Here is a 24,883-nt window from a genome sequence, read left to right as displayed (position 1 = left end):
ACCCGCCCTTCCTCCGTTCTCCCCCAGACTCCGTCCGGGGGGACCCCCAGCCTCAAACGCCGGCGAGGCTGGAAAATCCAGCCTCGCCGGCGTTTGAGGCGCGGGTCCGGGCAGAGCCCGGGGAACGGAGGAAGGGCGGGTCGGGGAGAGCTCCGCGCAGCGGTAACCACCGGCGGACAGCGGGCGCTCAGCCGGCGGCACGCGGGAGGCGGCGTTCCCAGGTGCGGTGGAAGAGGACCTCGTCGCCCTCGCGGCAGACGACCTCGTTCGACGTCAGGAAGCCGCCCTCGTCGCACGAGATCTCGGAGCGGGTCTCGACCCGGGTGTCCCAGCCGAGGTCCGGCCGGTGGAGCCGGATCCGCCACTCCGAGCGGGTGCGGGCCGACAGGGGGTCGGCCTGCTGGATCTCGTACACCTCCGCCGCGTCCTCCTCGTACTCCAGCCCGTCCGGGTACACCCGCGTCCCCCCGTACCGGGGATCCACCTCCAGCCGCCAGGTCCCGCGCGCGACGTCCCGTACGACGAGCCGCTCCGGACGCGGCTCGTCCAGGGTCTCCGGGTGGACCACCCCCAGCGGCTCCGACTGCTCCGGGGCCTCGAAGACGATCCCGGGGTCGGCGGGGGAGGGGGGACGGACGGGGAGTTCCAGCGTGCTGCCCGCCGGGTCCAGGGTCCAGCCGGCCTCCGAGCCGGCCCGCGGCCAGATCCACGGCCAGTACGCGGAGGACACCGCCAGCCGGATCCGGTGCCCCGGCGGGAAGGCGTGGCCGATGCCGTTCAGCTCGAAGGTGACGTCCTCGTACGCGCCCACCGGCCAGGGCGCCGCCCGGTCCCGCCCGTGCCGCGCCGAGAGGTTCAGCGCGCCCCGGGTGACCAGCGTCGACGCCCCGTCGGGGGCGACGTCGCACAGCCGCGCCACGACCTGCCCGTACGGGACGTCCATCCGCAGCCGGAGGGTGACGGAGGGTCGCCCCAGGACCTCCACCGGCTCGCCCGCGTCCAGGGGCACCGGGAACTCGAAGCAGGCCGACTTCGCGTCCTCCTCCCGCTGGTCCGGCGGCAGGTCGGCGTCGTTGCCGAAGGGGAAGAACCGCCCGGCGTCCAGCCCGGTGTGCTGCGGCGAGGCCACGGCCACCGGCGGGCCCTGGAGCCCGTACGAGACGGGCACGATCGAGGGCGAGGGCCACGCCTTCTCGCCGACCCAGCGGCCCGGCAGCCGCTCGTACGCGGTCGCCGGCGGGTGCGAACCGCTGATCCAGGCGCGCAGCAGCGGTTCGTCCATCACCCCGTTGTCCGCGCCCTTCAGCCAGTGGTCCCACCACCGCAGGGTCTCCTGGAGGAAGCCGATCGCCGGGCCCGGCGGCAGCCCCCGGTCGGGGTACTGGTGCGACCACGGTCCGATCAGCCCCCGCACCCGCGACGCCGGCAGGGCGGCGGCCAGCCGCAGCACCGTGTCCCGGTAGGGGTCGTGCCAGCCGCCCACCGCGAGCACCGCCGCGCCGATCGCGGCGTAGTCCTCGCAGACGCTGCCGTGGCGCCAATAGGCGTCGCGGGTCTGGTGCGAGAGCCAGGTGTGGATCAGCGGCTCCACGCCCTCCAGCCGGTCCAGCCACTGCGCGCGCCAGCCGTCCCCGGTGTGCAGGGGGTCCGGCGGGCGGGAGGCGAAGGCCAGCATGGTGGCCGCCCAGGCGTGCATGTCCACGGCCAGCACCGAGCCGCCCATGTAGTGGACGTCGTTGTCGTAGCGGTCGTCCGTCGAGCAGACGGTGACGACCGCCTTCAGGGCCTCGGGGGCGAGGGCGGCGATCTGGAGGGAGTTGAAGCCGCCCCAGGAGATGCCGAACATCCCCACGGCCCCCGTGCACCACGGCTGCGCCGCCAGCCACTCCACCACCGCGACCCCGTCGGCCAGTTCGCGGGCGTCGTACTCGTCGCCGGGGCGGCCGCCGCTGCATCCGTGGCCGCGCACGTCCACCCGTACGGAGGCGTAGCCGTGTCCGGCGTACCAGGGGTGGCGCTGCCAGTCGCGCGGGGCGGTCCAGTCGGTCAGCCGGTACGGGAGGTACTCCAGCAGGGCCGGAACGGGTTCGTCCGTCACCGGGCGCCAGATCCGGGCGTACAGCTGGACGCCGTCGGCCATCGGGATCCGGACATCCTCGTGGGCGGTCGCGTACGGGAAGTCGGTACGGATGATCATCGGGATTCCTTCACCGGCCCCTCAGTGGACGGGATGCATCGTGCGGCGCAGCCAGGGCGCCGCCGCGGCCACGGCCAGGCCCGCGGCGACCGCGACGGCGCCGTTGACGCCGAAGTACACGGGGTTGGACACGTGGCCGTAGACCTTGACGACCTGCGCCTGGATGCCGTTGGCCAGCGCCAGCGACAGGAACCACAGGGCCATGGTCTGGCTGGCGTACGCGCTGGGGGCGAGCTTGGTGGTGGCGGACATCCCGGAGGTCTCCAGGAGTACGTCGCCCAGCCCGAGCAGCAGGTACGAGCCGACGATCCACCAGGCGGCCATCCGGTAGGTCTCCCCGCTGTGGCCCGAGGTCGGCAGGACCATCAGCAGGAAGGACAGGCCGCCCAGGACCACCCCGATGGCGATCTTGTTGGAGGCGTGCGGCTGGCGGCGGCCCATCCGCACCCACAGCGCGGCCACCACCGGGGCGAGCGCCACCTCGAAGGCGCCGAGCGCCGAGGCGTACCAGCCGGCGGGGAAGTGGAAGCCGAGGATCTCGGTCCGGGCGTTCGTCGAGGCCAGCAGCATCATCGTCGAGTAGGCCTGGAAGAGGATGAAGTTGAAGGCGACCGAGGCGAGGAAGAGCACCACGTACGGGCGAAGGCGGCCGCGTTCCTCCGGCGTCACCCGCGGGCTGCGGAACATGAGCGCGAAGTAGACGACCGGGGCGATCACCGAGACGAGGGTCAGCAGGTCGACGAAACGGCCCATCGTCAACCAGCCGATGCCCGCCAGGAGGGTGGCGAGCGCGGCGAAGGCGAGGCACCCGCCGATGATCTTCCGGACGGCGGCGCGCATCGCGTCGGGCGCCAGCGCGTACTCCGCGGCGTGCTTGCGGCCGGCCAGGTGGCGGCGCCCGAGGACGTACTGGACCAGGCCGGCGGTCATCCCGACCGCGGCGGCGGAGAAGCCCCAGTGCCAGCCCTGGTGCTCGCCGAGCCAGCCGGTGACCAGCGGTCCGGCGAAGGCGCCGATGTTGATGCCCATGTAGTACAGGGCGAATCCGGCGTCGCGCCGCTCGTCGTCCGTGCGGTACAGCTTGCCCACCATGCTGGCCACGTTGGGCTTGAGCAGGCCGGTGCCCGCGCTGATCAGGCCGAGGCCCGCCCAGGTCATGGCGGCCGTCGGCACGGCCATGGCGTAGTGGCCGCAGGCGATCAGGACGCCGCCGCACAGGACGGCGCGGTACGAGCCGAGGATCCGGTCGGCGAGCCAGCCGCCCGCGACGGAGACGAGGTAGACCATGGTCCCGTAGGCCGCCGAGACGGAGGCGGCGGTGCCCGGGTCCATCCCGAGGCCGCCGCGCGCCACCGTGTCCGCGAAGTAGAGGACGAGGATGGCCTGCATGCCGAGGAAGGAGAACCGCTCCCAGACCTCCAGTCCGGAGAGCGTGGCGAGGCCTCTGGGGTGTCCGAGGAAGGCATGGTCGTCACCGGGCGGTGGCTGGTCCGCCTCCGGATCTTCCGGCTCGTCTCGATCGGTCACAGTTCTGGACAAAACGCATTCTCCGGTTGTTTCGGCTCCCACCGAACATACCGGGGTGGATCGGACTGCGCGTGTGCGGCAACCGGACAGGCCCTCTCGGTGATCGAAAACGGACCCGATACGCTGGGTTGAGTGAAGGCAGCGACACATCGACAATCCAGGTGATCGTCAGCGTGATCGTCAGCAGACAGGAGTACCCCTCGTGACCGTCGTCGGGCCGTTCGGACTGAGCGTGCGGGACCAGGCTCTTGAGACCGATGTCCAGGCCGGACTGGCCGCCGTCGAGGCGGGTCTGCTGGAAGCCACCAAGAGCGAAGTCCCCTTCATCACCGAAGCCGCACAGCACCTCGTGCGCGCCGGAGGCAAGCGCTTCCGGCCGCTGCTGGTGATGCTGGCCTCCCGCTTCGGCGACCCCTACGCGCCCGGGATCGTGCCGTCCGCGGTGGTCGTCGAACTCACCCACCTGGCCACCCTCTACCACGACGACGTCATGGACGAGGCGGACGTCCGCCGCGGGGTGGAGAGCGCCAACACCCGCTGGGGCAACTCCGTGGCCGTCCTGACGGGTGACTTCCTGTTCGCCCGCGCCTCGCACATCCTGGCGGACCTCGGGCCGGAGGCCGTACGCATCCAGGCCGAGGCCTTCGAGCGGCTGGTGACGGGTCAGATCCTGGAGACGGCCGGCCCGCGCGGCGGCCGCGACCCGGTCGCGCACTACCTGGACGTCATCGCCGGCAAGACCGGCTCGCTGATCGCCGTCTCCGGCCGCTTCGGCGCGCTGATGTCCGGCGCCGACGAGTCCGTCGTCGACATCCTGACCCAGTACGGCGAGCGCCTCGGCACCGCCTTCCAGCTCGCGGACGACGTCCTCGACATCGCCTCCGACTCGCACGAGTCCGGCAAGACCCCGGGCACCGACCTGCGCGAGGGCATTCCGACCCTGCCCGTGCTGCGGCTGCGGGAGATGGCCGAGCGGGACCGGCGCCCGGAGGACCTGGAGCTCGTGAGCCTGCTGGACGGGGACCTGACGGACGACGCCCGGCACGCCGAGGTCCTCTCCCGGCTGCGGGTGCACCCCGCGCTGGAGCAGGCCCGCCGCGACACCGTCCAGTACGCGGAGGACGCGCGCGCCATGCTCGCCCCGCTGCCGGACTGCTTCGCGAAGTCGGCGCTGGAGGAACTGTGCGACGCGGTGGTCCACCGCGCGGGCTGACTCCGCCCCCCAGGACAGTTGAACGGCAGGACAGTGGAACGGGCCCTTCCGCCCTCGCGACCCCTACGGGTCGGGGGAGGAGGGCCCTTTCCGTGTCATCCCACGGTCGTACGCGGAGTTGATTCCGGGGACTGACGCCCCGTGCTCCCCGATTTGGTCAGATGGAGTCATCGAACCCCACCGGATCGGGTGAGCGCGGCGACACGGGGGTCGCCGCCGCGGACCGTCGTAGACACAGAGGGCAGGGCACTGACATGGCACACACGAAGACCTCGCGCAAGGCCGCTCGGTACGCCGTACCGGTAGCCGTGGCGGGTATCGCGGCGGCGACCGTCGCGATGGTTCCGGCCTTCGCCAACGCCGGCGGTCCGGACCTGCCGAAGGTGACGGCGCAGCAGCTCATCGAGAAGGTCGCGGCCTCCGAGGTGGAGCAGCTCTCCGGCACCGCCAGGATCACCACCGACCTCGGCCTGCCGACCTTCGCCTCCGGGCTGCTGGGCGGCGGCGGGTTGGCGGGGGGCTCCGCCAACCCCGAGGACAAGATCGCGCAGCTGGCGAACGGCTCGCACACCTTCCGCGTCGCGGCCGACGGCCCCGACCGCCAGAAGCTCACGTTCCTCGACGGCAAGGACGAGTACACCCTCGTCCACAACGGCAAGGACGTCTGGGGCTACGACTCCAAGTCCAACGAGGTCTTCCACGACAAGGCCGAACAGGGCGGCCAGGACCACAAGAAGACCGCCGACCGCCTCGCGGCCTCGCCGCAGGAGCTGGCCCAGGAGGTCCTCAAGGCGGCCGGCCCCACCACCGACATCGGCGTGGGCGAGACCGCGCAGGTCGCCGGGCGCGACGCCTACCAGCTGGTCCTGAAGCCCAAGCAGAGCGGCTCCACCGTCGGCTCGGTGCAGATCGCGGTCGACGCCAAGAACGGCGTGCCGCTGCGGGTCCAGCTGCTGTCCAGCCAGGGCGGCAAGCCGATCGTGGACGCCGGCTTCACCCAGGTGGACTTCGCCAAGCCGGCCGCGGACGCCTTCGCCTTCACCCCGCCCAAGGGCGCCAAGGTGACGGAGGGGACGGACGGCGCCGAGGCCAAGGGCAAGGAGCACGGCAAGGCCCAGGAAGACCAGCACTGGAAGGCTCTGGAGTCCTTCCCCGGCCTGGGCGGGCTGACCGGCGGGGCGGACGGCAAGGGTGACGTGAAGGTCCTCGGCGAGGGCTGGTCCACGGTCGCGCGGATCGACTCCGGGGCGGGCAAGGGCCTCAAGGAACTCGAGAACGACAAGAACGCGCCCAAGGAGGCCAAGCAGTTCATGAACTCCCTCGGGGACAAGGTCTCCGGGAAGTTCGGCGAGGGCCGGATTTTCTCCACCCGCCTGGTCAACGCGCTGATCACGGACGACGGCAAGGTCTACGTCGGCGCGGTCACCAAGGACCAGCTGGTGAAGACGGCCGACTCCGCGAAGTAGCCGCACCACCGCCAAGGGTGGCCCGGGACCTGTGTCCCGGGCCACCCTTGTCCCGTTTTCGCTCCTCCGTACAGCGCGGCCGCTGTACCGTGAAGGCCATGTCGAGACACGTCACCATCCGCCTGGACGAAGAGTTCCACGAACGCCTCAAGGCGCGCGCGGCGGCGTTGGGGACGACGGTCACCGCGCTGATCACCGAGGTCACCGAACGCGAACTCGACGAGGACCGGAAGACCTTCCTGTCGGGCATAGAGGAGTTCGCCGACCACTGGGGCTACTTCCAGGAGCGGTTCGGCAATTGAAGATCACCATGGAGTGGGCCTGGACCGCCCTGGCCCACCATCTGCCCTCGGACCCCGCCGTGTGGGACCCCTCCGGGGTGGCCGCCGCCGTCGCCCGGCACCAGAACGACCTGGTGCTGGTACCGGAACAGCCCGCCCCCGACACCGCCTGGCGGGCCGCGGCCTTCCTGCACACCCTCGCCGTCTGCCCGGCGCTGGAATCCCCGATGAACGAGTTCTACGCGGCCGCCGCGACCCGCTCGTACCTGCGGGTGGCCGGCGCGAAGCAGCTGCCCTCGCCCGAGGAGCTCGGCGACCTGGTGGAGGCCGCGAAGCTGGGCCGCGCGGACGTCGCCGCGGTCGCCCACGAGCTGCGCGCCCGCATCCAGGACCCCCTGCCCGCCTCGCTGCGCCCGCTCGCGGAGGACGCGTAACGCCACAGGGGCCCGACGCGGACCCGTCGTCCGCGCCGGGCCCCTGCGGGGGTCCGTACTAGAAGCTGATCTTCCAGCTGTTGATGTAGCCGACGTCCTGCGCCGCCACGTCCTTGACCTGGAGCTTCCAGACGCCGTTGGCCACCTCGGCGGCCGCGTTCACCGTGTAGCTGGTGACCAGGTTGTCGGCGGAGTCCGAGCTGGAGTTCTTCAGCCGGTACGCCGTGCCGTCCGGGGCGATCAGGTCGATCACCAGGTCACCGCGGTAGGTGTGGACGATGTTCACGTCGACCTTGGTGGTGGCCGGGGCGTTGCCCGCGACGCCCGAGACCGTGATCGGCGAGGTCACCGCGGCGGCGGGGGAGTCCGGGATGTTCACGTCCGCGGTGTTCTCGAAGGACGGGCCGGGCGGGACCGGGGTGGCCGCACCGAGGTTCCAGATCGCGTAGGCGATGGCGTCGGAGTTGCGGTCCAGGGCGGTGTCGTTGATGTTCGCCGTGGTGTCGCAGGAGGAGTGGTAGCAGCGGTCGAAGGCCTGACCGGAGGTGCCGCCCCACTTCTGGGCCTGGGCCGCGGTCTTGGTGTAGTCGGCGCCGGAGAACAGGCCGCCGACCGGGATGCCCGCGTTCTTGAACGGCGCGTGGTCGGAGCGGCCGTCGCCCTCGGTCTCGATCTCCGTCTGGATGCCGAGGCCCGCGTAGTAGTTCTTGAAGGTCTGCTCGATGGTCGGGTCGTCGTCGTAGACGAAGTAGCCCGGGTTCGGCGAGCCGATCATGTCGAAGTTCAGGTAGCCGGAGATCTTCGCCTTCTCGGCCGCCGGCAGGCTGTTGACGTAGTACTTCGAGCCGATCAGACCCAGCTCCTCCGCGCCCCACCAGCCGAAGCGCAGGTGCTTCGTCGGCTGGAGGCCCGCCCGGGAAACGGCCAGCGCGGTCTCCAGGACCGCCGCCGAACCGGAGCCGTTGTCGTTGATGCCGGGGCCCGAGCTCACCGAGTCCAGGTGCGAGCCGGACATCAGGACGGAGTTGGGGTCACCGCCGGGCCAGTCGGCGATCAGGTTGTAGCCGGTGGCGCCGCTGGAGGTGAAGGTCTGGAGCGTGGTGGTGAAGCCCGCCGCGTCCAGCTTGGCCTTCACGTAGTCGATCGAGGCCTTGTAGCCGGCCCGGCCGTGGGCGCGGTTGCCGCCGTTGTTGGTGGCGATGGTCTGGAGCTGCGTCAGGTGCGCCTTGACGTTGGCCAGCGGGATGTCCGGCGGCGTCGGCGCGGCGGCGACGGCCGTGGGCGCGGCGAGCGCGGCGGGGGAGGTGGCGGCCAGCAACCCCGCGACCGCGATCGCGGTCGCGGCGGCGAGACGCCGGGAGACGGACAGGCTCATGTGGGGGCTCCGGGATTCCGTGTGGGGATGATCCGTTGGGGATGAGACGGAACGTGCGGGAATCGTGCAGGTGAGCGTTGGTGCGTCAGTGCGAGCCTGATGTTCAGCGAGAGTATGACTATCCGTCAAGACCACAATCCGGTCAGGGTGGTTCGGAAAACGGACGATCCCCGGTACGGATGTTCCGTACCGGGGATCGTGTGGTGTAGCGGTGGGCGGTTACGCGGGCTCGCGGCTCGGCGCCGGATCCGCACCGGGGGCCGGGGCGGCGGCGGGGGCGGCGGCGCCCGCTCCGGAACCGGATCCGGAGGCCGTTCCCGTTCCGGCTCCCGTTCCCGCCGCGGTCTCCGCCTCGGCCGCGGCTTCGGCGAGCCGGGCCCGGGAGCGCCGGGAGGTCCGCAGCGCGTCCCAGGTCAGCAGCAGCAGCGCGCCCCAGACCAGGGAGAAGCCGGCCCAGCGCTCCGGCGGCATCGCCTCGTGGAAGTAGAGGACCCCCAGCCCGAACTGGAACACCGGCGCCAGGTACTGGAGCAGCCCCAGCGTGGACAGCGGCACCCGGATCGCGGCCGCCCCGAAGCAGACCAGCGGGATCGCGGTGACCAGTCCGGTCGCCGCGAGCAGCGCGGAGTGTCCGAGTCCTTCTGAAGTGAAGGTGGACTGCCCCTGGACGCCCAGCCACACCAGGTAGCCCAGGGCGGGCAGGAACTGCAGGGCCGTCTCGGCGGCCAGTGACTCCAGTCCGCCCATGTCGAGCTTCTTCTTGATCAGCCCGTAGGCGGCGAAGGAGAAGGCCAGCGTCAGCGAGATCCACGGCGGCCGGCCGTAGCCGATGGCCAGCACCAGCACGGCGGTGAAGCCGATCCCCACGGCCGCCCACTGGGCCCGGCGCAGCCGCTCACCCAGGACCAGGACGCCGATCGCGATGGTGACCAGCGGGTTGATGAAGTACCCGAGGCTGGCCTCGACGACCTGGCCGTTGTTGACCGCCCAGATGTAGAGGCCCCAGTTCACGCTGATCACGGCCGCGGCCAGTGCCGTCAGCCCGAGCTTGCGCGGCTGGCGGACCACCTCGGTGATCCAGCTCCAGCGGCGCAGCGCGAGGAGCGCGATGCCGACCACGGCCAGGGACCAGACCATGCGGTGGGCGAGGATCTCGATCGCCCCGGAAGGCTTGAGGAGGGGCCAGAAGAGGGGGACGAGCCCCCACATCCCGTATGCGCCGAATCCGTAGAGCAAACCCGTGCGCTGCTCGTTCTCCGCCTTCACGGGGCCTCCAGTGCGACTTCCAGCCAATCTCACAACCTCACGACGGTAGCGCTGTACGAGGCTGCTGTCATGCCCGTTTCGGGGAGATACTCATGACATCTGGGGGGGGGCGGGCTCAGGCCAGCGCGGTGGCGATGGCCTCGGCCACCGGGGTCGTCGGCCGGCCGATCAGCCGCGACAGGTCGCCGCTCGTCCCGGCCAGCCGGCCGCGCGAGATCGCCGCGTCCACGTCGACGAGGATCGCCGCGAAGCCCTCGGGGACCCCGGCGCCGGTCAGGACCGTCAGGTGCGCGTCGGCCGCGACGGCGGCGTACGAGACCTCGCGCCCGGACTGCCGCGCCACCTCGGAGGCGTACTCGGCCAGGCTCCAGGCGGTGTCCCCGGAGAGCTCGTAGACCTGGTTCAGGTGGCCCTCGCCGGTCAGCACCGCCGCGGCGGCCGCCGCGTAGTCGGCCCGCGCCGCCGAGGCGATCCGGCCCTCGCCCGCACTGCCGACGACGGCGCCGTGCTCGAGGACGACGGGGAGCTGGGCGGTGTAGTTCTCGTGGTACCAGCCGTTGCGCAGGAAGGTGTAGGGGAGTCCGGAGTCGAGGATCGCCTGCTCGGTGGCCTTGTGTTCGGCCGCCAGGTCGAAGTCGGCCTCGGGCCCGCCGAGGATCCCGGTGTAGGCCAGCTGGGCCACCCCGGCCGCCTCCGCCGCCTTGATCACGGCGGTGTGCTGCGGAACCCTGCGCCCGACCTCGCTGCCGGAGATCAGCAGCACCCGGTCCCCGGCCCGGAAGGCGCCGGCCAGGCTCGCCGGGTCGCTGTAGTCGGCGATCCGTACGGAGATGCCGCGCGCGGCCAGGCCGGCGGCCTTCTCCTCGCTCCGCACGACCACGGCCAGCTCGGTGGCGGGGACCCGGGTCAGCAGCTCCTCGACGACGAGGCGGCCGAGGGCTCCGGTGGCTCCGGTGACGACGATGCTCATGATGCGCTCCTGGTGCTCGGTGGGCTTCGCGGTGATGACACCAGCTTATGGAGAGCGCTAACTATTCGTAAGTACCCACTTCAAAGTAAGGTACTGGTATGGAAGTAAGTGTCAAAGCCCCGATGTGTCCGTCGCGCGGGATCCTGGAGCACGTCACCAGCCGCTGGGGCGTACTGGTCCTCGCCGCCCTGGTGGAGCGCTCCTACCGGTTCAGCGAGCTGCGCCGGGAGGTGGGCGGGGTCAGCGAGAAGATGCTGGCCCAGACCCTCCAGACGCTGGAGCGCGACGGCTTCGTACTGCGCCACGCGCACCCGGTGATCCCGCCGCACGTGGACTACTCCCTGACCGACCTCGGCCGGGAGGCCGCCGAACAGGTGTGGGCCCTGGCGCGCTGGACGGAACGCCGCACCGGCGAGGTGCAGCTGGCCCGGGCCGCGTACGACGAAGCCCGGACCCCGTAGCGGGATCCGGGCTGCCGGTCGTACGTCCTAGCCGACCACGGTCCAGGTGTCGGAGCCCGCGAGCAGGGTCGACAGGTCTCCCTTGCCCCGCTGGTCGATGGCGGTGTCGAGCTGTTCGGCCATGAGGGTGTCGTAGACGGGGCGGTCGGTGCTGCGGAAGACGCCGATGGGGGTCTGGTGGAGGGTGTCGGGGTCGGCGAGGCGGGACAGGGCGAAGGCGGTGGTGGGGCTGGCCGCGTGCGCGTCGTGGATCAGGATCCGCGCTTCGTTCTCCGCGGTGACCTCGACGACCTCGAGGTCGCCGGTGCGTTCGTTGCGGATGACGCCCTTGGTGTGGTCGGTGCCGAAGCGGATGGGGTGGCCGTGTTCCAGGCGGATGACGGCTTCCTGGGCCTGGTTCTGGTCCTTGAGGGCTTCGAAGGCGCCGTCGTTGAAGATGTTGCAGTTCTGGTAGATCTCGACGAGGGCGGTGCCGGGGTGGTCGGCGGCCTGGCGCAGGACTTCGGTGAGGTGTTTGCGGTCGGAGTCGATGGTGCGGGCGACGAAGGAGGCTTCGGCGCCGAGCGCGAGGGAGACCGGGTTGAAGGGGGCGTCGAGGGAGCCCATCGGCGTGGATTTGGTGATCTTGCCGAGTTCTGAGGTGGGGGAGTACTGGCCTTTGGTGAGTCCGTAGATCCGGTTGTTGAAGAGGAGGATCTTGAGGTTCACGTTGCGGCGCAGGGCGTGGATGAGGTGGTTGCCGCCGATGGAGAGGGCGTCGCCGTCGCCGGTGACGACCCAGACGGACAGGTCGCGGCGGGAGGTGGCCAGTCCGGTGGCGATGGCGGGGGCGCGGCCGTGGATGGAGTGCATCCCGTAGGTGTTCATGTAGTACGGGAAGCGGGAGGAGCAGCCGATGCCGGAGACGAAGACGATGTTCTCCCGGGCCAGGCCCAGCTCGGGCATGAAGCCCTGCACGGCCGCCAGGACCGCGTAGTCCCCACAACCCGGACACCAGCGGACCTCCTGGTCCGACTTGAAGTCCTTCATCGACTGCTTGGCCTCGGCCTTGGGGACCAGGGACAGCAGGGTGGGGGCGTCGGTCACCTCAGTCATTGATGGCCTCCTTGAGAACCGTCGCGAGCTGCTCCGCCTTGAAGGGCATTCCGTTGACCTGGTTGTACGACTGGGCGTCGACCAAGTACCTCGCCCGGATCAGGGTGGCCAGCTGCCCGAGGTTCATCTCCGGCACCACTACCTTGTCGTAACGCTTCAGGACCTCTCCGAGATTCCTCGGGAAGGGGTTGAGGTGGCGCAGGTGGGCCTGCGCGATGGGGGTCCCGGCGACGCGCAGCCGGCGGACGGCGGCGGTGATGGGGCCGTAGGTGGAGCCCCAGCCCAGGACCAGGGTGCGGGCGCCGTCCGGGTCGTCGACCTCCAGGTCCGGGACCTCGATCCCGTCGATCTTGGCCTGGCGGGTACGGACCATGAACTCGTGGTTCGCCGGGTCGTAGGAGATGTTGCCCGTACCGTCCTGCTTCTCGATCCCGCCGATCCGGTGCTCCAGACCCGGGGTGCCGGGCACGGCCCAGGGGCGGGCCAGTGTCCGCGGATCCCGCTTGTACGGCCAGAACACCTCGGTCCCGTCGGCCAGCTCGTGGTTCGGGCCGGTCGCGAACTGAACCTTCAGATCGGGGAGGTCCGCCACGTCGGGGATCCGCCAGGGCTCGGAGCCGTTGGCGAGGTAGCCGTCGGACAGCAGGAACACCGGGGTCCGGTAGGTCAGGGCGATCCGGGCCGCGTCCAGTGCGGCCTCGAAGCAGTCCGCCGGGGTGCGCGGGGCGACGATCGGGACGGGGGCCTCGCCGTTGCGCCCGTACATGGCCTGGAGGAGGTCCGCCTGCTCGGTCTTGGTCGGCAGACCGGTCGAGGGGCCGCCGCGCTGGATGTCCACGACCAGCAGCGGCAGCTCCAGGGAGACTGCCAGGCCGATGGTCTCCGACTTCAGCGCCACACCCGGTCCGGAGGTGGTCGTCACGCCCAGGGCGCCGCCGAAGGCCGCGCCCAGCGCCGCGCCGATGCCGGCGATCTCGTCCTCGGCCTGGAAGGTCCGCACGCCGAAGTTCTTGTGCTTCGACAGCTCGTGCAGGATGTCCGAGGCCGGGGTGATCGGGTACGAGCCCAGGTAGAGCGGCAGGTCCGCCTGCTGGGCCGCCGCGATCAGCCCGTAGGACAGGGCCAGGTTCCCGGAGATGTTGCGGTAGGTGCCGGTCGGGAAGGCCTGCGTCGCGGGGGCGACCTCGTAGGAGACGGCGAAGTCCTCGGTCGTCTCGCCGAAGTTCCAGCCCGCCCGGAAGGCGACGATGTTCGCCTCGGCGATGTCCGGCTTCTTCGCGAACTTCTGCCGCAGGAAGTTCTCCGTGCCCTCCGTCGGCCGGTGGTACATCCAGCTCAGCAGGCCCAGGGCGAACATGTTCTTGCTGCGCTCGGCCTCCTTGCGGGTGAGGCCGAAGTCCTTCAGCGCCTCCACCGTCAGGGTGGTCAGCGGCACCCGGTGGATGTTGTAGGCGGAGAGGGAGCCGTCTTCCAGCGGGGAGGTGTCGTAGCCGACCTTGGCCATCGGGCGCTTGGTGAACTCGTCCGTGTTGACGATGATCTCCGCGCCGCGCGGTACGTCCGCGATGTTGGCCTTCAGGGCCGCCGGGTTCATCGCGACCAGTACGTTCGGCGCGTCGCCCGGGGTCAGGATGTCGTGGTCCGCGAAGTGCAGCTGGAACGAGGACACCCCGGGCAGGGTCCCGGCGGGGGCCCGGATCTCGGCGGGGAAGTTCGGCAGCGTCGAGAGGTCGTTGCCGAAGGACGCCGTCTCCGAGGTGAAACGGTCACCCGTCAGCTGCATACCGTCACCCGAGTCACCCGCGAAACGGATGATCACGCGGTCGACACGGCGGATTTCCTTGCCGGCTCCACCGGGCTGAGGCGCGGTGCGCTGCTCGCCGATGGACCCACCGGCCCCGTCGGCCTGCTCGGCCGGGCTACTGACCTGGCTGGTCACTGAACTGGACCTCCTTCGAGGCGCGGGCGCTCGTTCCCAAGGCCCACCCTACGTCCGTGGGGTCGTCCGGCCCTGGGTTCGCCCGCATTCTGGACCGCCCCTTTCGAGGCGGTCTGTCCGACAGACGTCGTGCACTACTCGAAATATTCCAAATCACCCGGCGGTCGCCGTTGCGCGCGCCGGTGACGGCGCGCCCTACCTGACAGGTTGTCAGTTAATCAAGACCTCAGGTAGGTGAGAACCGCCAGTACACGCCGGTGATCCCCGTCACTCGGGGACAGCCCCAGCTTCATGAAGATATTGCTGACGTGCTTCTCCACCGCCCCGTCGCTCACGACGAGCTGCTTGGCCACAGCGGAATTCGTGCGTCCTTCAGCCATCAGGCCCAGTACCTCGTGCTCGCGCGGGGTCAGGCCCGCGAGGACGTCCTGCTTCCGGCTGCGTCCGAGCAGCTGGGCCACCACCTCGGGGTCCAGCGCCGTACCGCCCCGGGCCACCCGTACGACGGCGTCCAGGAACTCGCGCACCTCGGCGACGCGGTCCTTGAGCAGGTAGCCCACGCCGGTGCTGGAACCGGCCAGCAGTTCGGTGGCGTACTGCTCCTCCACGTACTGAGACAGCACGAGCACCCCGATCCCGGGATGGTCGCGGCGCAGCCGTACGGCGGCCCGTACGCCTTCGTCGGTGTGCGTCGGGGGCATCCGCACATCGGCGACCACCACGTCGGGCAGCGCGTCCTCGGCCGCCAGGTCCGCCACCGTCTTGATCAGGGCTTCCGCGTCCCCGACGCCGGCCACGACGTCATGCCCCCGGTCGGTCAGCAGCCGGGTCAGGCCCTCACGGAGCAGCACTGAGTCCTCGGCGATGACCACTCGCACCCTGTCTTCCACGTTTCTGCAGCTCCCGCGTCCACTCGTCAGCCCACTTGGCAGTGCCAAGCATCCCAGTCGGACTCCCTGACCAGGATGGATTCGGTCCAACAAGTGCCGAAACCCCTATCCCCACCCCCACCCACCCCGCCCACCGCCCGGCAGGGTTCCGGCTCACCGCCCGGCAGGGCCTGCCTGCGCGCGCCACGGCAGCTCCGCCGTCACCGTCGTCCCCCGCCCCGCCCCGGAGTCCACGACCAGCACCCCGTCCACCGCGTCCAGCCGCTCCGCGAGCCCCGCCAGCCCGCTCCCGCCGGAGGTACTGGCCCCGCCGCGCCCGTCGTCCGAGACCTGGAGCAGCAGCCGCTCCCCGGACTTCCACACGTCGACCCTCGCCCCCCGAGCCCGCGCGTGCTTGCTGACGTTCTGCAGCAGCTCGGAGACCGTGAAGTACGCGATCCCCTCGATCGCGGCCGCCGGCCGGGCCGGCAGGTCCACCTCCACCCGCACCGGAACCGCGCACCGCGAGGCCACCGAGGACAGCGCCGCGTCCAGCCCCCGGTCGGTCAGCACCGCCGGGTGGATCCCCCGGGCCAGGTCCCGCAGCTCCTGGAGGGCGATCTTCACCTCCCCGTGGGCCTCGTCCACCATGCGGGCGGCGGCCTGCGGATCCTCGGCCAGCTTCTCCTTCGCCAGCCCCAGATCCATGGCCAGCGCCACCAGCCGGGCCTGGGCCCCGTCGTGCAGGTCCCGCTCGATGCGCCGCAGGTCGGCGGCCGCGGTGTCCACGACGGCCCCGCGGTCGGACTCCAGCTCGCTGACCCGGTCGTCGAGGCGCGACCGGCCGAGCAGCCCCCTGACCAGGACCCGGTCGACGGTGGTCAGGGCCCGGAAGACCCACGGAGTGGCCAGCGTGAGAACGAGCCCGAGGGCGAAGGTGGCGCCGATCGACAGGGTGGAGTCGAGGTAGAAGGCGTACTCGCCGTTCTGGAACACCGACAGCCCCGGCTGGTCGGTGAAGGCCGGGAAGACCCAGAACCACAGCGGGTACAGCAGCATGGCCCACCCGGTGCTCCACAGGGTCAGCGCCAGCGAGAAGGCGAACACCGCCCACGGCAGGTGGACCACCGAGTACAGCAGGTGCCGCCAGGCGCTGCCGTTCTTGAGCAGCGCCCCCGTCACGGCCAGCGCCCCGCTCCCGCCCGCCCGCACCGGCGACGGATCGGCGAGCGGCACCCGCAGCAGGCCGCGTACCCGGGCCCGCTCCACCCGCCCGAACCCCCGGCACATCGCCAGCACCCCGGCCAGTACCGGCACCCCGACGAACGTCACGAGCAGCCCGGCGCCGACGGCCACCCCGCTGACGGCGAGCGAGAAGTACAGGGTGCTGAGCGGCAGGCCGAGGAGCAGGTACGCGAACTCGCGCCAGGTCTGCGCCGCCACGGGGGCCCGCAGCACCACCGCGACCCCCTGGCTGCTGCCCTTGCCGTTGCCCATGATCCCGACCCGCCCTTCAGCTCGTCCCTTGACCCCTCAACCCTGCCGCCCGCCCCTCCGGCGAACCATGCGGCGGGTCGGCGTCTCCACTGGGGGGTTAACCCCACCCACGCCGCCCCATCCAGCCTCGCCTGGGGGCACCTCCCAGCGGTAGCTGGGGGAGTTTGAGGAGCGGGGGCCGGGGGCGGAGCCCCCAGGAAACGGGGTCCGGGGCGGAGCCCCGGGATACGGAGAAAGGGCGGGGCGGGGACCAGCTCCGCGCAGCGGCACCCCCGCGACTACCCGCGGCCGCGCCACGGCAGCTCCGCCGTCACCACCGTCCCCTCCCCTTCGGGGGACACCACCACGAACACCCCGTCCACCGCCCGCAACCGCTCCGCGAGCCCCGCCAGCCCGCTCCCACCGGAGGTACTGGCCCCGCCCCGCCCGTCGTCCGAGACCCGGATCAGCAGCCGGGCCCCCGCCCGCCACACCTCGACGCTCGCGAGGCGCGCCCCCGCGTGCTTGCTGACGTTCTGCAGCAGCTCGGAGACCGTGAAGTACGCGATCCCCTCGATCGCCTCCGCCGGCCGCGCCGGCAGGTCCACCGCCACCTTCACCGGCACCAGGCACCGCGAGGCCACCGAGGAGAGCGCCGCGTCCAGCCCCCGGTCGGTCAGCACCGCCGGGTGGATCCCCCGGGCCAGGTCCCGCAGCTCCCGCAACGCCAGCTTCACCTCCCCGTGCGCCTCGTCGACCATCGCCGCCGCGCCCTCCGGGTCCTCCAGCAGCTTCTCCTTCGCCAGACCCAGCCCCATCGCGAGGGCCACCAGGCGCGCCTGGGCCCCGTCGTGCAGGTCCCGCTCGATGCGCCGCAGGTCGGCGGCCGCCGTGTCCACGACCACCCCCCGGCCCGACTCCAGCTCCGCGATGCGCCGCTCCAGCTCGTCGGAGGGCGACAGCAGGCCCCGTACCATCGCGCGGTCCGCGTTGGCCAGGCCGCGCACCACATAGGGCAGTACGGGCCACAGCACGAACAGCCCCGTCAGCGCGATACTGAAGGTCAGTACTCCCCACGGCAGCCGGACCAGCTCGTACAGCACGGTCCGCCAGCCCACCGGGTCCTTGATCCCGGCCCACAGCCAGGCGAAGAACCCGCCGGCCCGCTTCGGCCCCGGCAGCGGGGTCGGCTCGGCCACCCGAACGCCGAGCAGGGCCCGCGCCCGCGCGCGGGCGAGCCTCCCGAGCTGCCGTGACCCGAAGAGACCGCATGCGAGCAGCGGCAGTCCGATCGCGGTCACGGTCAGACCGCCCGCAGTCGCAAGCATGACAACCGTGTAAACAAATCCGATCAACGCCACCGGCAGGTTGCCCAGCAGGTACGCGATCTCCTTCCACGTGGCCGCGTCGAAGGCGGGGCGTACGGGAGGGGGAGCGGAAGCTTGATCGTTCGCGGTCATGCGGCCAGCCTGCCAATTCCGCCCCGCCGACGCCATGGGGCAGCCAGGCGCCAGTGAACGGGGGGTAACCCCACCCCGCGCAGCCCAGGCCCTAGACTCCCTGCCGTACCAGATCAACCTGATCGTCGACGGTGGCCGAGGAACGAGGAACGGACGTGCCCGACCCAACGGTATCGACAGCAACCGTGATCGCCGCGGACTACTTCCGGAGCTATTCGGTCGTCGGCCTGCTCGCGGTCCTCGGCGTGCTCTTCGTCGCCGTGGCCTTCGGCGCCGGCCGCCTGCTGCGGCCCGTGGTCCCGACCCCCGAGAAGCTGCTGACCTACGAGTGCGGCGTGGACCCCGTGGGGGAGGGCTGGGCACACACCCAGGTCCGCTACTACGTCTACGCCTTCCTCTACGTCATCTTCGCCGTCGACTCGATCTTCCTCTTCCCGTGGGCGACGGTCTTCGCCGCCGCCGGTTACGGCGCCACGACCCTGGTCGAGATGTTCATCTTCCTGGGGTTCCTGGCCGTCGGCCTGCTCTACGCGTACAAGAAGGGCGTCCTCGAATGGACGTGACACCGGCCGTGACACCGGCCGTGACCCCGGCCGTGACCCCGGAGCCCCAGCTGCTCCCGGAGCCCAAGAGGCTGGGAGTGCTCTCCCGCCTCGCCCCGGAGCCCATGAAGGTGGTCCTGAACTGGGGCCGCCGCTACAGCCTGTGGGTCTTCAACTTCGGCCTCGCCTGCTGCGCCATCGAGTTCATCGCCGCGTCGATGGCCCGCCACGACTTCATCCGCCTGGGTGTGATCCCCTTCGCGCCGGGCCCGCGCCAGGCCGACCTGATGATCGTCTCGGGCACGGTGACGGACAAGATGGCCCCGGCCGTCAGGCGCCTGTACGAGCAGATGCCCGAGCCGAAGTACGTCATCTCCTTCGGCGCCTGCTCCAACTGCGGCGGCCCGTACTGGGACTCGTACTCCGTCACCAAGGGCGTGGACCAGATCATTCCGGTCGACGTCTACGTACCGGGCTGCCCGCCCCGCCCCGAGGCGCTCCTCCAGGGCATCCTCAAGCTCCAGGAGAAGATCGCCCGCGAGTCCCTCGCGGACCGCTACGCGACCTCCCCCTCCGTCGCGCAGCTCACCAGCGGCCTGGTCACGCCGCCGACCGCCCCGGGGGCCGGCGCGTGAACCTCTACGACTCCCTCCCCGAGGCGGCCGCGACGATCTTCGGCGCCGAGGCCGTGGCCTCGTCCGCGTACGAGGTCCTCACCGTCGACGTCCCCGTCGGCTCCTGGATCTCCTCGCTGGAGATCGCCCGCGACAAGCTGGGCTGCACCTACTTCGACTGGCTGAGCGCGGTCGACGAGCCCGGCACGGGCCTGCGGATCTGTGCGCACGTGGTCTGCCTGGAGAACCACCGGGTACGCCGCCTCCTGCTGCGGACGACCGTCCCGCACGCGGCGCCCTCCCTGCCCTCCGCCGTCGCGGTGTACGCGGGCGCGGCCTGGCACGAGCGGGAGACCTTCGAGATGTTCGGGGTCACCTTCACGGACCACCCGCACCTCGTCCACCTGCTGCTTCCCGAGAACTTCGAGGGGAACCCGCTGCGCAAGGACTTCGTCCTGGCGGCGCGCGTGGCCAAGGCGTGGCCCGGAGCCAAGGAGCCGGGCGAGGCCCACGACCCGGACGCGCCCAAGCGCCGCCAGATGCTCCCGCCCGGGGTGCCCGACCCGAACGACTGGGGCCCCCTGAAGGGCCAGCTCCCCCCGGCCCCCGCCCGCCCGGCCCGCACCCCGCGCGCGGCCGGCGCCGGCCCGGCGCGCACCCCGCGCGAGGGCGCCCCGGTGCGCCGCACCCGCTCGGTGGCGGAGGGCTCGGCCACCCAGGCCCCGGCCGGCGAGCCCGCACCCCCGGCCGAAGCCCCCACCGCCCGCCCGCCGCGCCGCACCCGCTCGGTGGCCGACGGCTCCGCGAGCCAGGCGGCGGAGACCCCGCAGGCTGCCGCCCCGGCCGACGCACCCACCGGCGCCCCGGACGCCGCCCGCCCGCCGCGGCGTACCCGCTCGGTGGCCGACGGCTCGGCGAGCCAGGCCACCCCGGCGCCCGACGCCCCGGCCCCGGCCGCCGCCGCGGAGGCGAAACGGTCTGACGCGCCCTGGCACGACCCGAAGCCCGCCTTCGAGGAGCCCCCGGCCGCCACCCCGCCGGAGCCGGAGCCCGACCCGGAGCCCGACCCCAAGCCCAAGCCCGAAACCGACACCACCGGAGGCGACGCGTGAACGACGTCCTCGACGTCGCCCTGCGACTGATCGTCGTCTTCGCCGTCTTCCTCGTGCTCCCGCTCGTCATCGGGCAGACCGAGCACAAGGTGATGGCGCACATGCAGGGCCGCCTCGGCCCCATGTACGCCGGCGGCTTCCACGGCTGGGCCCAGCTCGTCGCCGACGGCGTGAAGTTCGCGCAGAAGGAGGACATCGTCCCGGCCAACGCCGACCGGCGGATCTTCCAGATCGCCCCCGCCGTCGCGCTGCTGCCGTACCTCCTCGTCCTGATCGTGATCCCCATCGGCCCGGGCAACGGCGCGGTCGGCCAGGTCATCGACGCCGGCCTCTTCTACGCGCTCGCCGTCATGGGCCTCGGAGTGCTCGGCAGCCTCATGGGCGGCTGGGCCTCCGCCAACAAGTTCTCCATGCTCGGCGGCCTGCGCACCGCCGCCCAGCTGCTCGCCTACGAGCTGCCGATGCTGCTCGCCGCCGCCTCCGTCGCCATGGCCGCCGGGACGGTGTCCCTGTCCGGCATCGTCGGCGCCTTCGAGTGGTGGTGGCTGCCCTGGCAGATCATCGGCGGGCTCGTCTTCTTCACCGCCGGCCTCGCCGAACTCCAGCGGCCCCCCTTCGACATGCCCGTCGCCGACTCCGAGATCATCTTCGGCGCGTACACGGAGTACACCGGCCTGCGCTTCGCGCTGTTCCTGCTCGCCGAGTACGCCGGCATCGTCGTCCTGTGCGCCCTCACCACCGTCCTCTTCCTCGGCGGCTGGCACGGCCCCTTCGGCGGTGAGGACCTCGGCTGGGTCTGGACCCTCCTCAAGGTCGCCGTCCTCGCCTTCGTCGTCATCTGGCTGCGCGTGAGCTACCCGCGGCTGCGCGAGGACCAGCTCCAGAAGCTCGCCTGGACCGTACTCATCCCCCTCGCGCTCGCCCAGATCGCGCTCACCGGCATCGTGAAGGTGGCGATCCAGTAATGCCCCCGATCCCCGGATCCGGCCTCGCCAAAGGCCTGGCCGTCACCCTGCGCACGATGACCAAGCGCGCGCACACCGCCCAGTACCCCGAGGTACAGCCCGAGCTCCCGCCCCGCAGCCGCGGGGTCATCGGCCTGTTCGAGGAGAACTGCACGGTCTGCATGCTGTGCGCCCGCGAGTGCCCCGACTGGTGCATCTACATCGACTCCCACAAGGAGACGGTGCCGGCCACCACCCCCGGCGGGCGCGAGCGCAGCCGCAACGTCCTCGACCGCTTCGCCATCGACTTCTCCCTCTGCATGTACTGCGGCATCTGCATCGAGGTGTGTCCCTTCGACGCCCTCTTCTGGTCGCCGGAGTTCGAGTACGCGGAGACCGACATCCACGAGCTCACCCACGAGCGCGACAAGCTGCGCGAGTGGATGTGGACCGTGCCGGCACCGCCCGCCCTGGACCCCGCAGCCGAGGAACCCAAGGAGATCGCGGCCGCCCGCAAGGCCGTGGAGAAGGCCGAAGCCGCCGCCGCGGCCGCGGCCGCCGCGGCCCAGGCCGAAACGGCACCGCCCGCCGACAGCACCCCCGACACCCCGGCGGGAGGCACCGCCTGATGTACCCCGCCCACCTCGCAGCCGCCGCGGCCACGGCCGTCGGCGCCCCCGGCGCCCCGGCGCCCGGCCCCGGCTTCCTCTCGCCGACCGGCGTCGAGATCGCCTTCCTCCTCGTCGGCCTCGCCACCCTCGGCGCGGCCGTCATCACGGTCACCACCAAGCAGCTCGTGCACGCCGCCCTCTGGCTGGTCGTCGCGCTCGGCGGGATCGCCATCGAGTACCTGCTGCTGACCGCCGAGTTCATCGCCTGGGTCCAGGTACTGATCTACCTCGGCTCCGTGGTCGTCCTCCTCCTCTTCGGGCTGATGCTCACCAAGGCCCCCATCGGCCGCTCACCGGACGCCGACTCGGGCAACCGCTGGGTCGCGCTCGGCGTCGCCGCAGCCGCGGGCACCTCCCTCGTCTGGGTGGTCGCCGACGCCTTCCGCACCACCTGGATCGACCTCGACGGCCCCGCCCAGGGCTCCACCAAGGTCTCCGGCGAGATCCTCTTCCAGCACTGGGTGCTGCCCTTCGAGGCGCTCTCCGTCCTCCTCCTCGCAGCCCTGATCGGTGCCATCGTGCTCTCCCGCCGGAACACCCCCGCCGAGGAGGCCGCCGACGCCGCCGCCCGCGCGGGCCGCCAGGAGGGACAGCGCTGATGCACCTCGTCTACCCCGCCGTACTCGCGGCCCTGATCTTCGCCACCGGCCTCTACGGAGTGCTCGCCCGCCGCAACGCCATCCTGGTCCTGATGTCCGTCGAGCTGATGCTCAACGCCGTCAACCTCAACCTGGTGGCCTTCGACGTCTGGCTGCGCGACACCCTGCACGCCGGCCAGGCCCTCACCCTCTTCACGATCGCCATCGCCGCCGCCGAGATCGGCATCGGCCTCGCCATCGTGCTGATGGTGTACCGCAACCGGGGCACCTCGGACGTCGACAAGCTGCGCGACACCGCCGAGGGCCACGAGCCCGGCCAGCCCGACGACATCACTGCCCGGCCGGAGGTCGCCGCGTGAGCACCACGACCCTCGCGGTCCTCGTCCCCCTCCTCCCCTTCCTCGGCGCGGTCGCAGGCCTGCTCCTCGGCCGCGTCGCCCCCGGCTTCGTCAGGCCGCTCGCCGTCCTGCCGGCGCTGGCCGCCGCGGTCCTGGCCGTGCTCGTCGCCGTGCGCCACGGAGGCGGCCCGGCCATCGACACCGCGACCGAGCTGACCCCGACCGGCTCGGTGCCGATCGAGCTCTCGCTCCACCTGGACGGCTTCGCCGTGCTGGTCGCCGCCCTCGTCGGAGTCGTCGCCACCTGCGTACAGCTCTACTCGACGGCGTACCTCCGCGAGGACCCGCGCTACCCCTCGTACGCTGCTCTGGTCTCACTCTTCACCTCCGCCATGCTGCTCGTCGTCTACTCCGGCGACCTGATGGTGCTGCTGGTCGGCTGGGAGATCATGGGCATCTGCTCGTACTTCCTCGTCGGCCACTACTGGGAGACCGAGGCGGCCCGCTCCGCCTCCCTCAAGGCCTTCCTCGTCACCAAGCTCGGCGACGTCCCCTTCCTCATCGGCCTGTTCGCGCTCGCCGCCGACGCCGAGTCCTTCCGGATCACCAAGATCCTGGGCACCGTCGAGACGGGCGGACTCGACCACCCGACGCTGATCGCGCTGCTCCTGCTCGCCGGCGTCGCCGGCAAGTCCGCGCAGTTCCCGCTGCACACCTGGCTCCCCGACGCCATGGCCGGCCCCACCCCGGTCTCCGCGCTGATCCACGCCGCGACGATGGTCGCCGCCGGTGTCTACTTCATCGCCCGCCTCCTTCCGGTGTTCACGGCCTCGCAGGCCGCACTGGTGGTCATGGCCGTCATGGCGGCCGTCACGATGGTCGGCTCGGCCCTCGCCGCCCTGGCCCAGGACGACATCAAGCGCGTACTCGCCTACTCCACGGTCGGCCAGCTCGGCTACATGACCGGGGCCCTGGCCGTCGGCGACCGCGGCGCCGCCGTCTTCCACCTCCTGTCCCACGGCGCCTTCAAGGCACTCCTCTTCCTCGGCGCGGGCGTCATCATCCACGCCGCCGGAACGAACTCCCTGGCCGCCATGTCCCGTATGGACGGCCTGGCCAAGCGCATCCCCGACGCCTTCTGGACGATGACGATCGCGCTGCTCGCGCTCGCCGCCATCCCGCCCTTCGCCGGCTTCTTCTCCAAGGAAGCCGTCCTCGTCGCCGCCGAACACACCGCCGGCGGACACTCCGACCTCGCGCCCGGCGCGGCCGGCTGGATCGTGCTGGTCGCCGGCGTACTGACCGCCCTGCTCACCGCCGCCTACGCCACCCGGCTGTGGCTGATGGCCTTCCGCGGCCGGGGCGCCGCAGCCCCCGACCACGGCAAGGAACCCGTCGCCATGACCGGCGTGCTGTGGCTGCTGGCGGTTCCCTCGATCGCCCTCGGCCTCGCCGCCGCCCCCCTCGCCGACTGGTTCGACGGCAAGGAACTCACCCCGACCGTGACCACCTCCGTCCTCGGCACGGGCGCCGCGCTCATCGGCGTGATGCTCACCTACGCCCTCTGGCAGCGCGCCACGGCCAGGGCCGCCGCCGGAATCCGCAACGGGGCCGCCGTCGGCGCGTCCACCCTCGCCGCCGAATCCGCCGCCGAGAGCCCCGAGGTGGCCGAGGTGACCCACGACCACCCCACCGTCCCGGCCGGCCCCGCCGCCGACCCCGGCCGCGCCCTCCTCGGCCCGCTGCACCGCCACGCCGCCGACGGCTTCCACCTCGACGCCGTCTACGACCGGCTCTTCGTCCGCCCCACCCGGGCGGCCGCCGGCCTGGTCCGCTTCCTCGACCGCGAGGTCGTGGACACGTACGTCCTCGGCGCGGGCACCGGCACCCGGCTGCTCGGCAGCCTCGTACGCCGGGCCCAGACCGGCAACGTGCAGAGCTACCTGAGCGCCCTGCTCGCCGGCGCCGTGGTCCTGGCGATCGCCACCGCCGTCCTCGCCAACGTCAACGCCGGATCGTGAGCCGAGAGTCAGC

Annotated in this window: 23 protein-coding genes; 13 read left to right on the top strand and 10 right to left on the bottom strand. The window is 71.7% G+C overall.

All coding sequences use genetic code 11. The annotated features are described in order from the left end of the window. Nucleotides 1-187: 187 nt before the first annotated feature. Nucleotides 188-2,197 carry a CocE/NonD family hydrolase gene (locus OOK34_RS08685; protein ID WP_267033276.1) on the bottom strand — a complete coding sequence of 670 codons (2,010 nt, stop codon included), beginning with the start codon at nt 2,195-2,197 and terminating at the stop codon, nt 188-190. A gap of 21 nt (nt 2,198-2,218) precedes the next feature. Next, nucleotides 2,219-3,724, bottom strand: coding sequence for a peptide MFS transporter (locus OOK34_RS08680; RefSeq protein ID WP_267033275.1), 1,506 nt, complete (start codon nt 3,722-3,724; stop codon nt 2,219-2,221). Between the two features lie 202 nt (nt 3,725-3,926). Here OOK34_RS08680 and OOK34_RS08675 point away from each other — a divergent pair, with 202 nt between their 5' ends. From OOK34_RS08675 to OOK34_RS08660, 4 genes are all read left to right on the top strand, one after another. Continuing rightward, nucleotides 3,927-4,937 carry a polyprenyl synthetase family protein gene (locus OOK34_RS08675; protein WP_267033274.1) on the top strand — a complete coding sequence of 337 codons (1,011 nt, stop codon included), beginning with the start codon at nt 3,927-3,929 and terminating at the stop codon, nt 4,935-4,937. A gap of 254 nt (nt 4,938-5,191) precedes the next feature. After that, on the top strand, nt 5,192-6,403 hold the full coding sequence (locus tag OOK34_RS08670) for a sigma-E factor regulatory protein RseB domain-containing protein (RefSeq protein WP_267033273.1): 1,212 nt from the start codon (nt 5,192-5,194) through the stop codon (nt 6,401-6,403). 98 nt (nt 6,404-6,501) lie between these two features. After that, entirely contained in the window at nt 6,502-6,705 is a 204-nt protein-coding gene (locus OOK34_RS08665) for a hypothetical protein (protein WP_234333790.1), read from the top strand. Further along, complete coding sequence (locus OOK34_RS08660) at nt 6,702-7,118, top strand: hypothetical protein (protein ID WP_267033272.1); 417 nt, start codon at nt 6,702-6,704, stop codon at nt 7,116-7,118. The genes OOK34_RS08665 and OOK34_RS08660 overlap by 4 nt, the downstream gene beginning before the upstream one ends. 58 nt (nt 7,119-7,176) lie before the next feature. Here OOK34_RS08660 and OOK34_RS08655 read toward each other — a convergent pair whose 3' ends face one another. From OOK34_RS08655 to OOK34_RS08645, 3 genes are all read right to left on the bottom strand, one after another. Then, nucleotides 7,177-8,493: a M28 family metallopeptidase gene (locus OOK34_RS08655; RefSeq protein ID WP_267033271.1), complete on the bottom strand. Its 1,317-nt coding sequence runs from the start codon at nt 8,491-8,493 to the stop codon at nt 7,177-7,179. Between the two features lie 219 nt (nt 8,494-8,712). After that, nucleotides 8,713-9,759, bottom strand: coding sequence for an EamA family transporter RarD (rarD, locus tag OOK34_RS08650; protein WP_267033270.1), 1,047 nt, complete (start codon nt 9,757-9,759; stop codon nt 8,713-8,715). A 115-nt stretch (nt 9,760-9,874) separates the two neighbouring features. After that, entirely contained in the window at nt 9,875-10,729 is an 855-nt protein-coding gene (locus OOK34_RS08645; protein ID WP_267033269.1) for an SDR family oxidoreductase, read from the bottom strand. Between the two features lie 98 nt (nt 10,730-10,827). On the opposite strand from OOK34_RS08645, the gene OOK34_RS08640 reads away from it, so the two are divergent. Next, entirely contained in the window at nt 10,828-11,190 is a 363-nt protein-coding gene (locus OOK34_RS08640; protein WP_267033268.1) for a helix-turn-helix domain-containing protein, read from the top strand. A 27-nt stretch (nt 11,191-11,217) separates the two neighbouring features. Here OOK34_RS08640 and OOK34_RS08635 read toward each other — a convergent pair whose 3' ends face one another. The 5 genes from OOK34_RS08635 to OOK34_RS08615 all read right to left on the bottom strand — a co-directional run bounded on the left by OOK34_RS08635 (nt 11,218) and on the right by OOK34_RS08615 (nt 18,029). Next, nucleotides 11,218-12,276 (bottom strand): 2-oxoacid:ferredoxin oxidoreductase subunit beta, encoded by a 1,059-nt coding sequence (locus OOK34_RS08635; protein ID WP_267036672.1) that lies wholly within the window; start codon nt 12,274-12,276, stop codon nt 11,218-11,220. 1 nt (nt 12,277) lies between these two features. After that, a complete protein-coding gene (locus tag OOK34_RS08630) occupies nt 12,278-14,224 on the bottom strand; it encodes a 2-oxoacid:acceptor oxidoreductase subunit alpha (RefSeq protein WP_267033267.1) in 1,947 nt (648 codons plus the stop codon). A gap of 218 nt (nt 14,225-14,442) precedes the next feature. Continuing rightward, the gene (locus OOK34_RS08625) at nt 14,443-15,102 is read right to left on the bottom strand and encodes a response regulator transcription factor (protein ID WP_323183478.1); all 660 of its coding nucleotides are present in this window, start codon (nt 15,100-15,102) and stop codon (nt 14,443-14,445) included. A gap of 165 nt (nt 15,103-15,267) precedes the next feature. Further along, on the bottom strand, nt 15,268-16,590 hold the full coding sequence (locus tag OOK34_RS08620; protein ID WP_267033265.1) for a sensor histidine kinase: 1,323 nt from the start codon (nt 16,588-16,590) through the stop codon (nt 15,268-15,270). Nucleotides 16,591-16,868: 278 nt separating this feature from the next. Continuing rightward, on the bottom strand, nt 16,869-18,029 hold the full coding sequence (locus tag OOK34_RS08615) for a sensor histidine kinase (RefSeq protein WP_267033264.1): 1,161 nt from the start codon (nt 18,027-18,029) through the stop codon (nt 16,869-16,871). 155 nt (nt 18,030-18,184) lie between these two features. Between OOK34_RS08615 and OOK34_RS08610 the strand changes: the two genes are divergently transcribed. From OOK34_RS08610 to OOK34_RS08575, 8 genes are read left to right on the top strand one after another with little or no spacing between them, the layout of a single operon-like run. Continuing rightward, on the top strand, nt 18,185-18,592 hold the full coding sequence (locus OOK34_RS08610; protein ID WP_267033263.1) for an NADH-quinone oxidoreductase subunit A: 408 nt from the start codon (nt 18,185-18,187) through the stop codon (nt 18,590-18,592). Further along, on the top strand, nt 18,583-19,206 hold the full coding sequence (locus OOK34_RS08605) for an NADH-quinone oxidoreductase subunit B (protein ID WP_267033262.1): 624 nt from the start codon (nt 18,583-18,585) through the stop codon (nt 19,204-19,206). The genes OOK34_RS08610 and OOK34_RS08605 overlap by 10 nt, the downstream gene beginning before the upstream one ends. Further along, complete coding sequence (locus OOK34_RS08600; protein ID WP_267033261.1) at nt 19,203-20,297, top strand: NADH-quinone oxidoreductase subunit C; 1,095 nt, start codon at nt 19,203-19,205, stop codon at nt 20,295-20,297. Before OOK34_RS08605 ends, OOK34_RS08600 begins: the two co-directional genes overlap by 4 nt. Further along, a complete protein-coding gene (locus OOK34_RS08595) occupies nt 20,294-21,262 on the top strand; it encodes a complex I subunit 1 family protein (protein ID WP_267033260.1) in 969 nt (322 codons plus the stop codon). The genes OOK34_RS08600 and OOK34_RS08595 overlap by 4 nt, the downstream gene beginning before the upstream one ends. After that, nucleotides 21,262-21,870 carry an NADH-quinone oxidoreductase subunit I gene (locus tag OOK34_RS08590; RefSeq protein WP_267033259.1) on the top strand — a complete coding sequence of 203 codons (609 nt, stop codon included), beginning with the start codon at nt 21,262-21,264 and terminating at the stop codon, nt 21,868-21,870. Before OOK34_RS08595 ends, OOK34_RS08590 begins: the two co-directional genes overlap by 1 nt. After that, nucleotides 21,867-22,511: an NADH-quinone oxidoreductase subunit J gene (locus OOK34_RS08585; protein ID WP_267036671.1), complete on the top strand. Its 645-nt coding sequence runs from the start codon at nt 21,867-21,869 to the stop codon at nt 22,509-22,511. Before OOK34_RS08590 ends, OOK34_RS08585 begins: the two co-directional genes overlap by 4 nt. Beyond that, nucleotides 22,511-22,870: an NADH-quinone oxidoreductase subunit NuoK gene (gene nuoK, locus OOK34_RS08580; protein WP_267033258.1), complete on the top strand. Its 360-nt coding sequence runs from the start codon at nt 22,511-22,513 to the stop codon at nt 22,868-22,870. Before OOK34_RS08585 ends, nuoK begins: the two co-directional genes overlap by 1 nt. Beyond that, complete coding sequence (locus OOK34_RS08575) at nt 22,867-24,870, top strand: NADH-quinone oxidoreductase subunit L (RefSeq protein WP_267033257.1); 2,004 nt, start codon at nt 22,867-22,869, stop codon at nt 24,868-24,870. Before nuoK ends, OOK34_RS08575 begins: the two co-directional genes overlap by 4 nt. Nucleotides 24,871-24,883: the final 13 nt, after the last annotated feature.

It is taken from the genome of Streptomyces sp. NBC_00091 (genome assembly GCF_026343185.1).
Lineage (GTDB): Bacteria > Actinomycetota > Actinomycetes > Streptomycetales > Streptomycetaceae > Streptomyces.
Note: the sequence above shows the minus strand (reverse complement) of the source record. Positions and strands in the feature narration are given on the sequence as shown.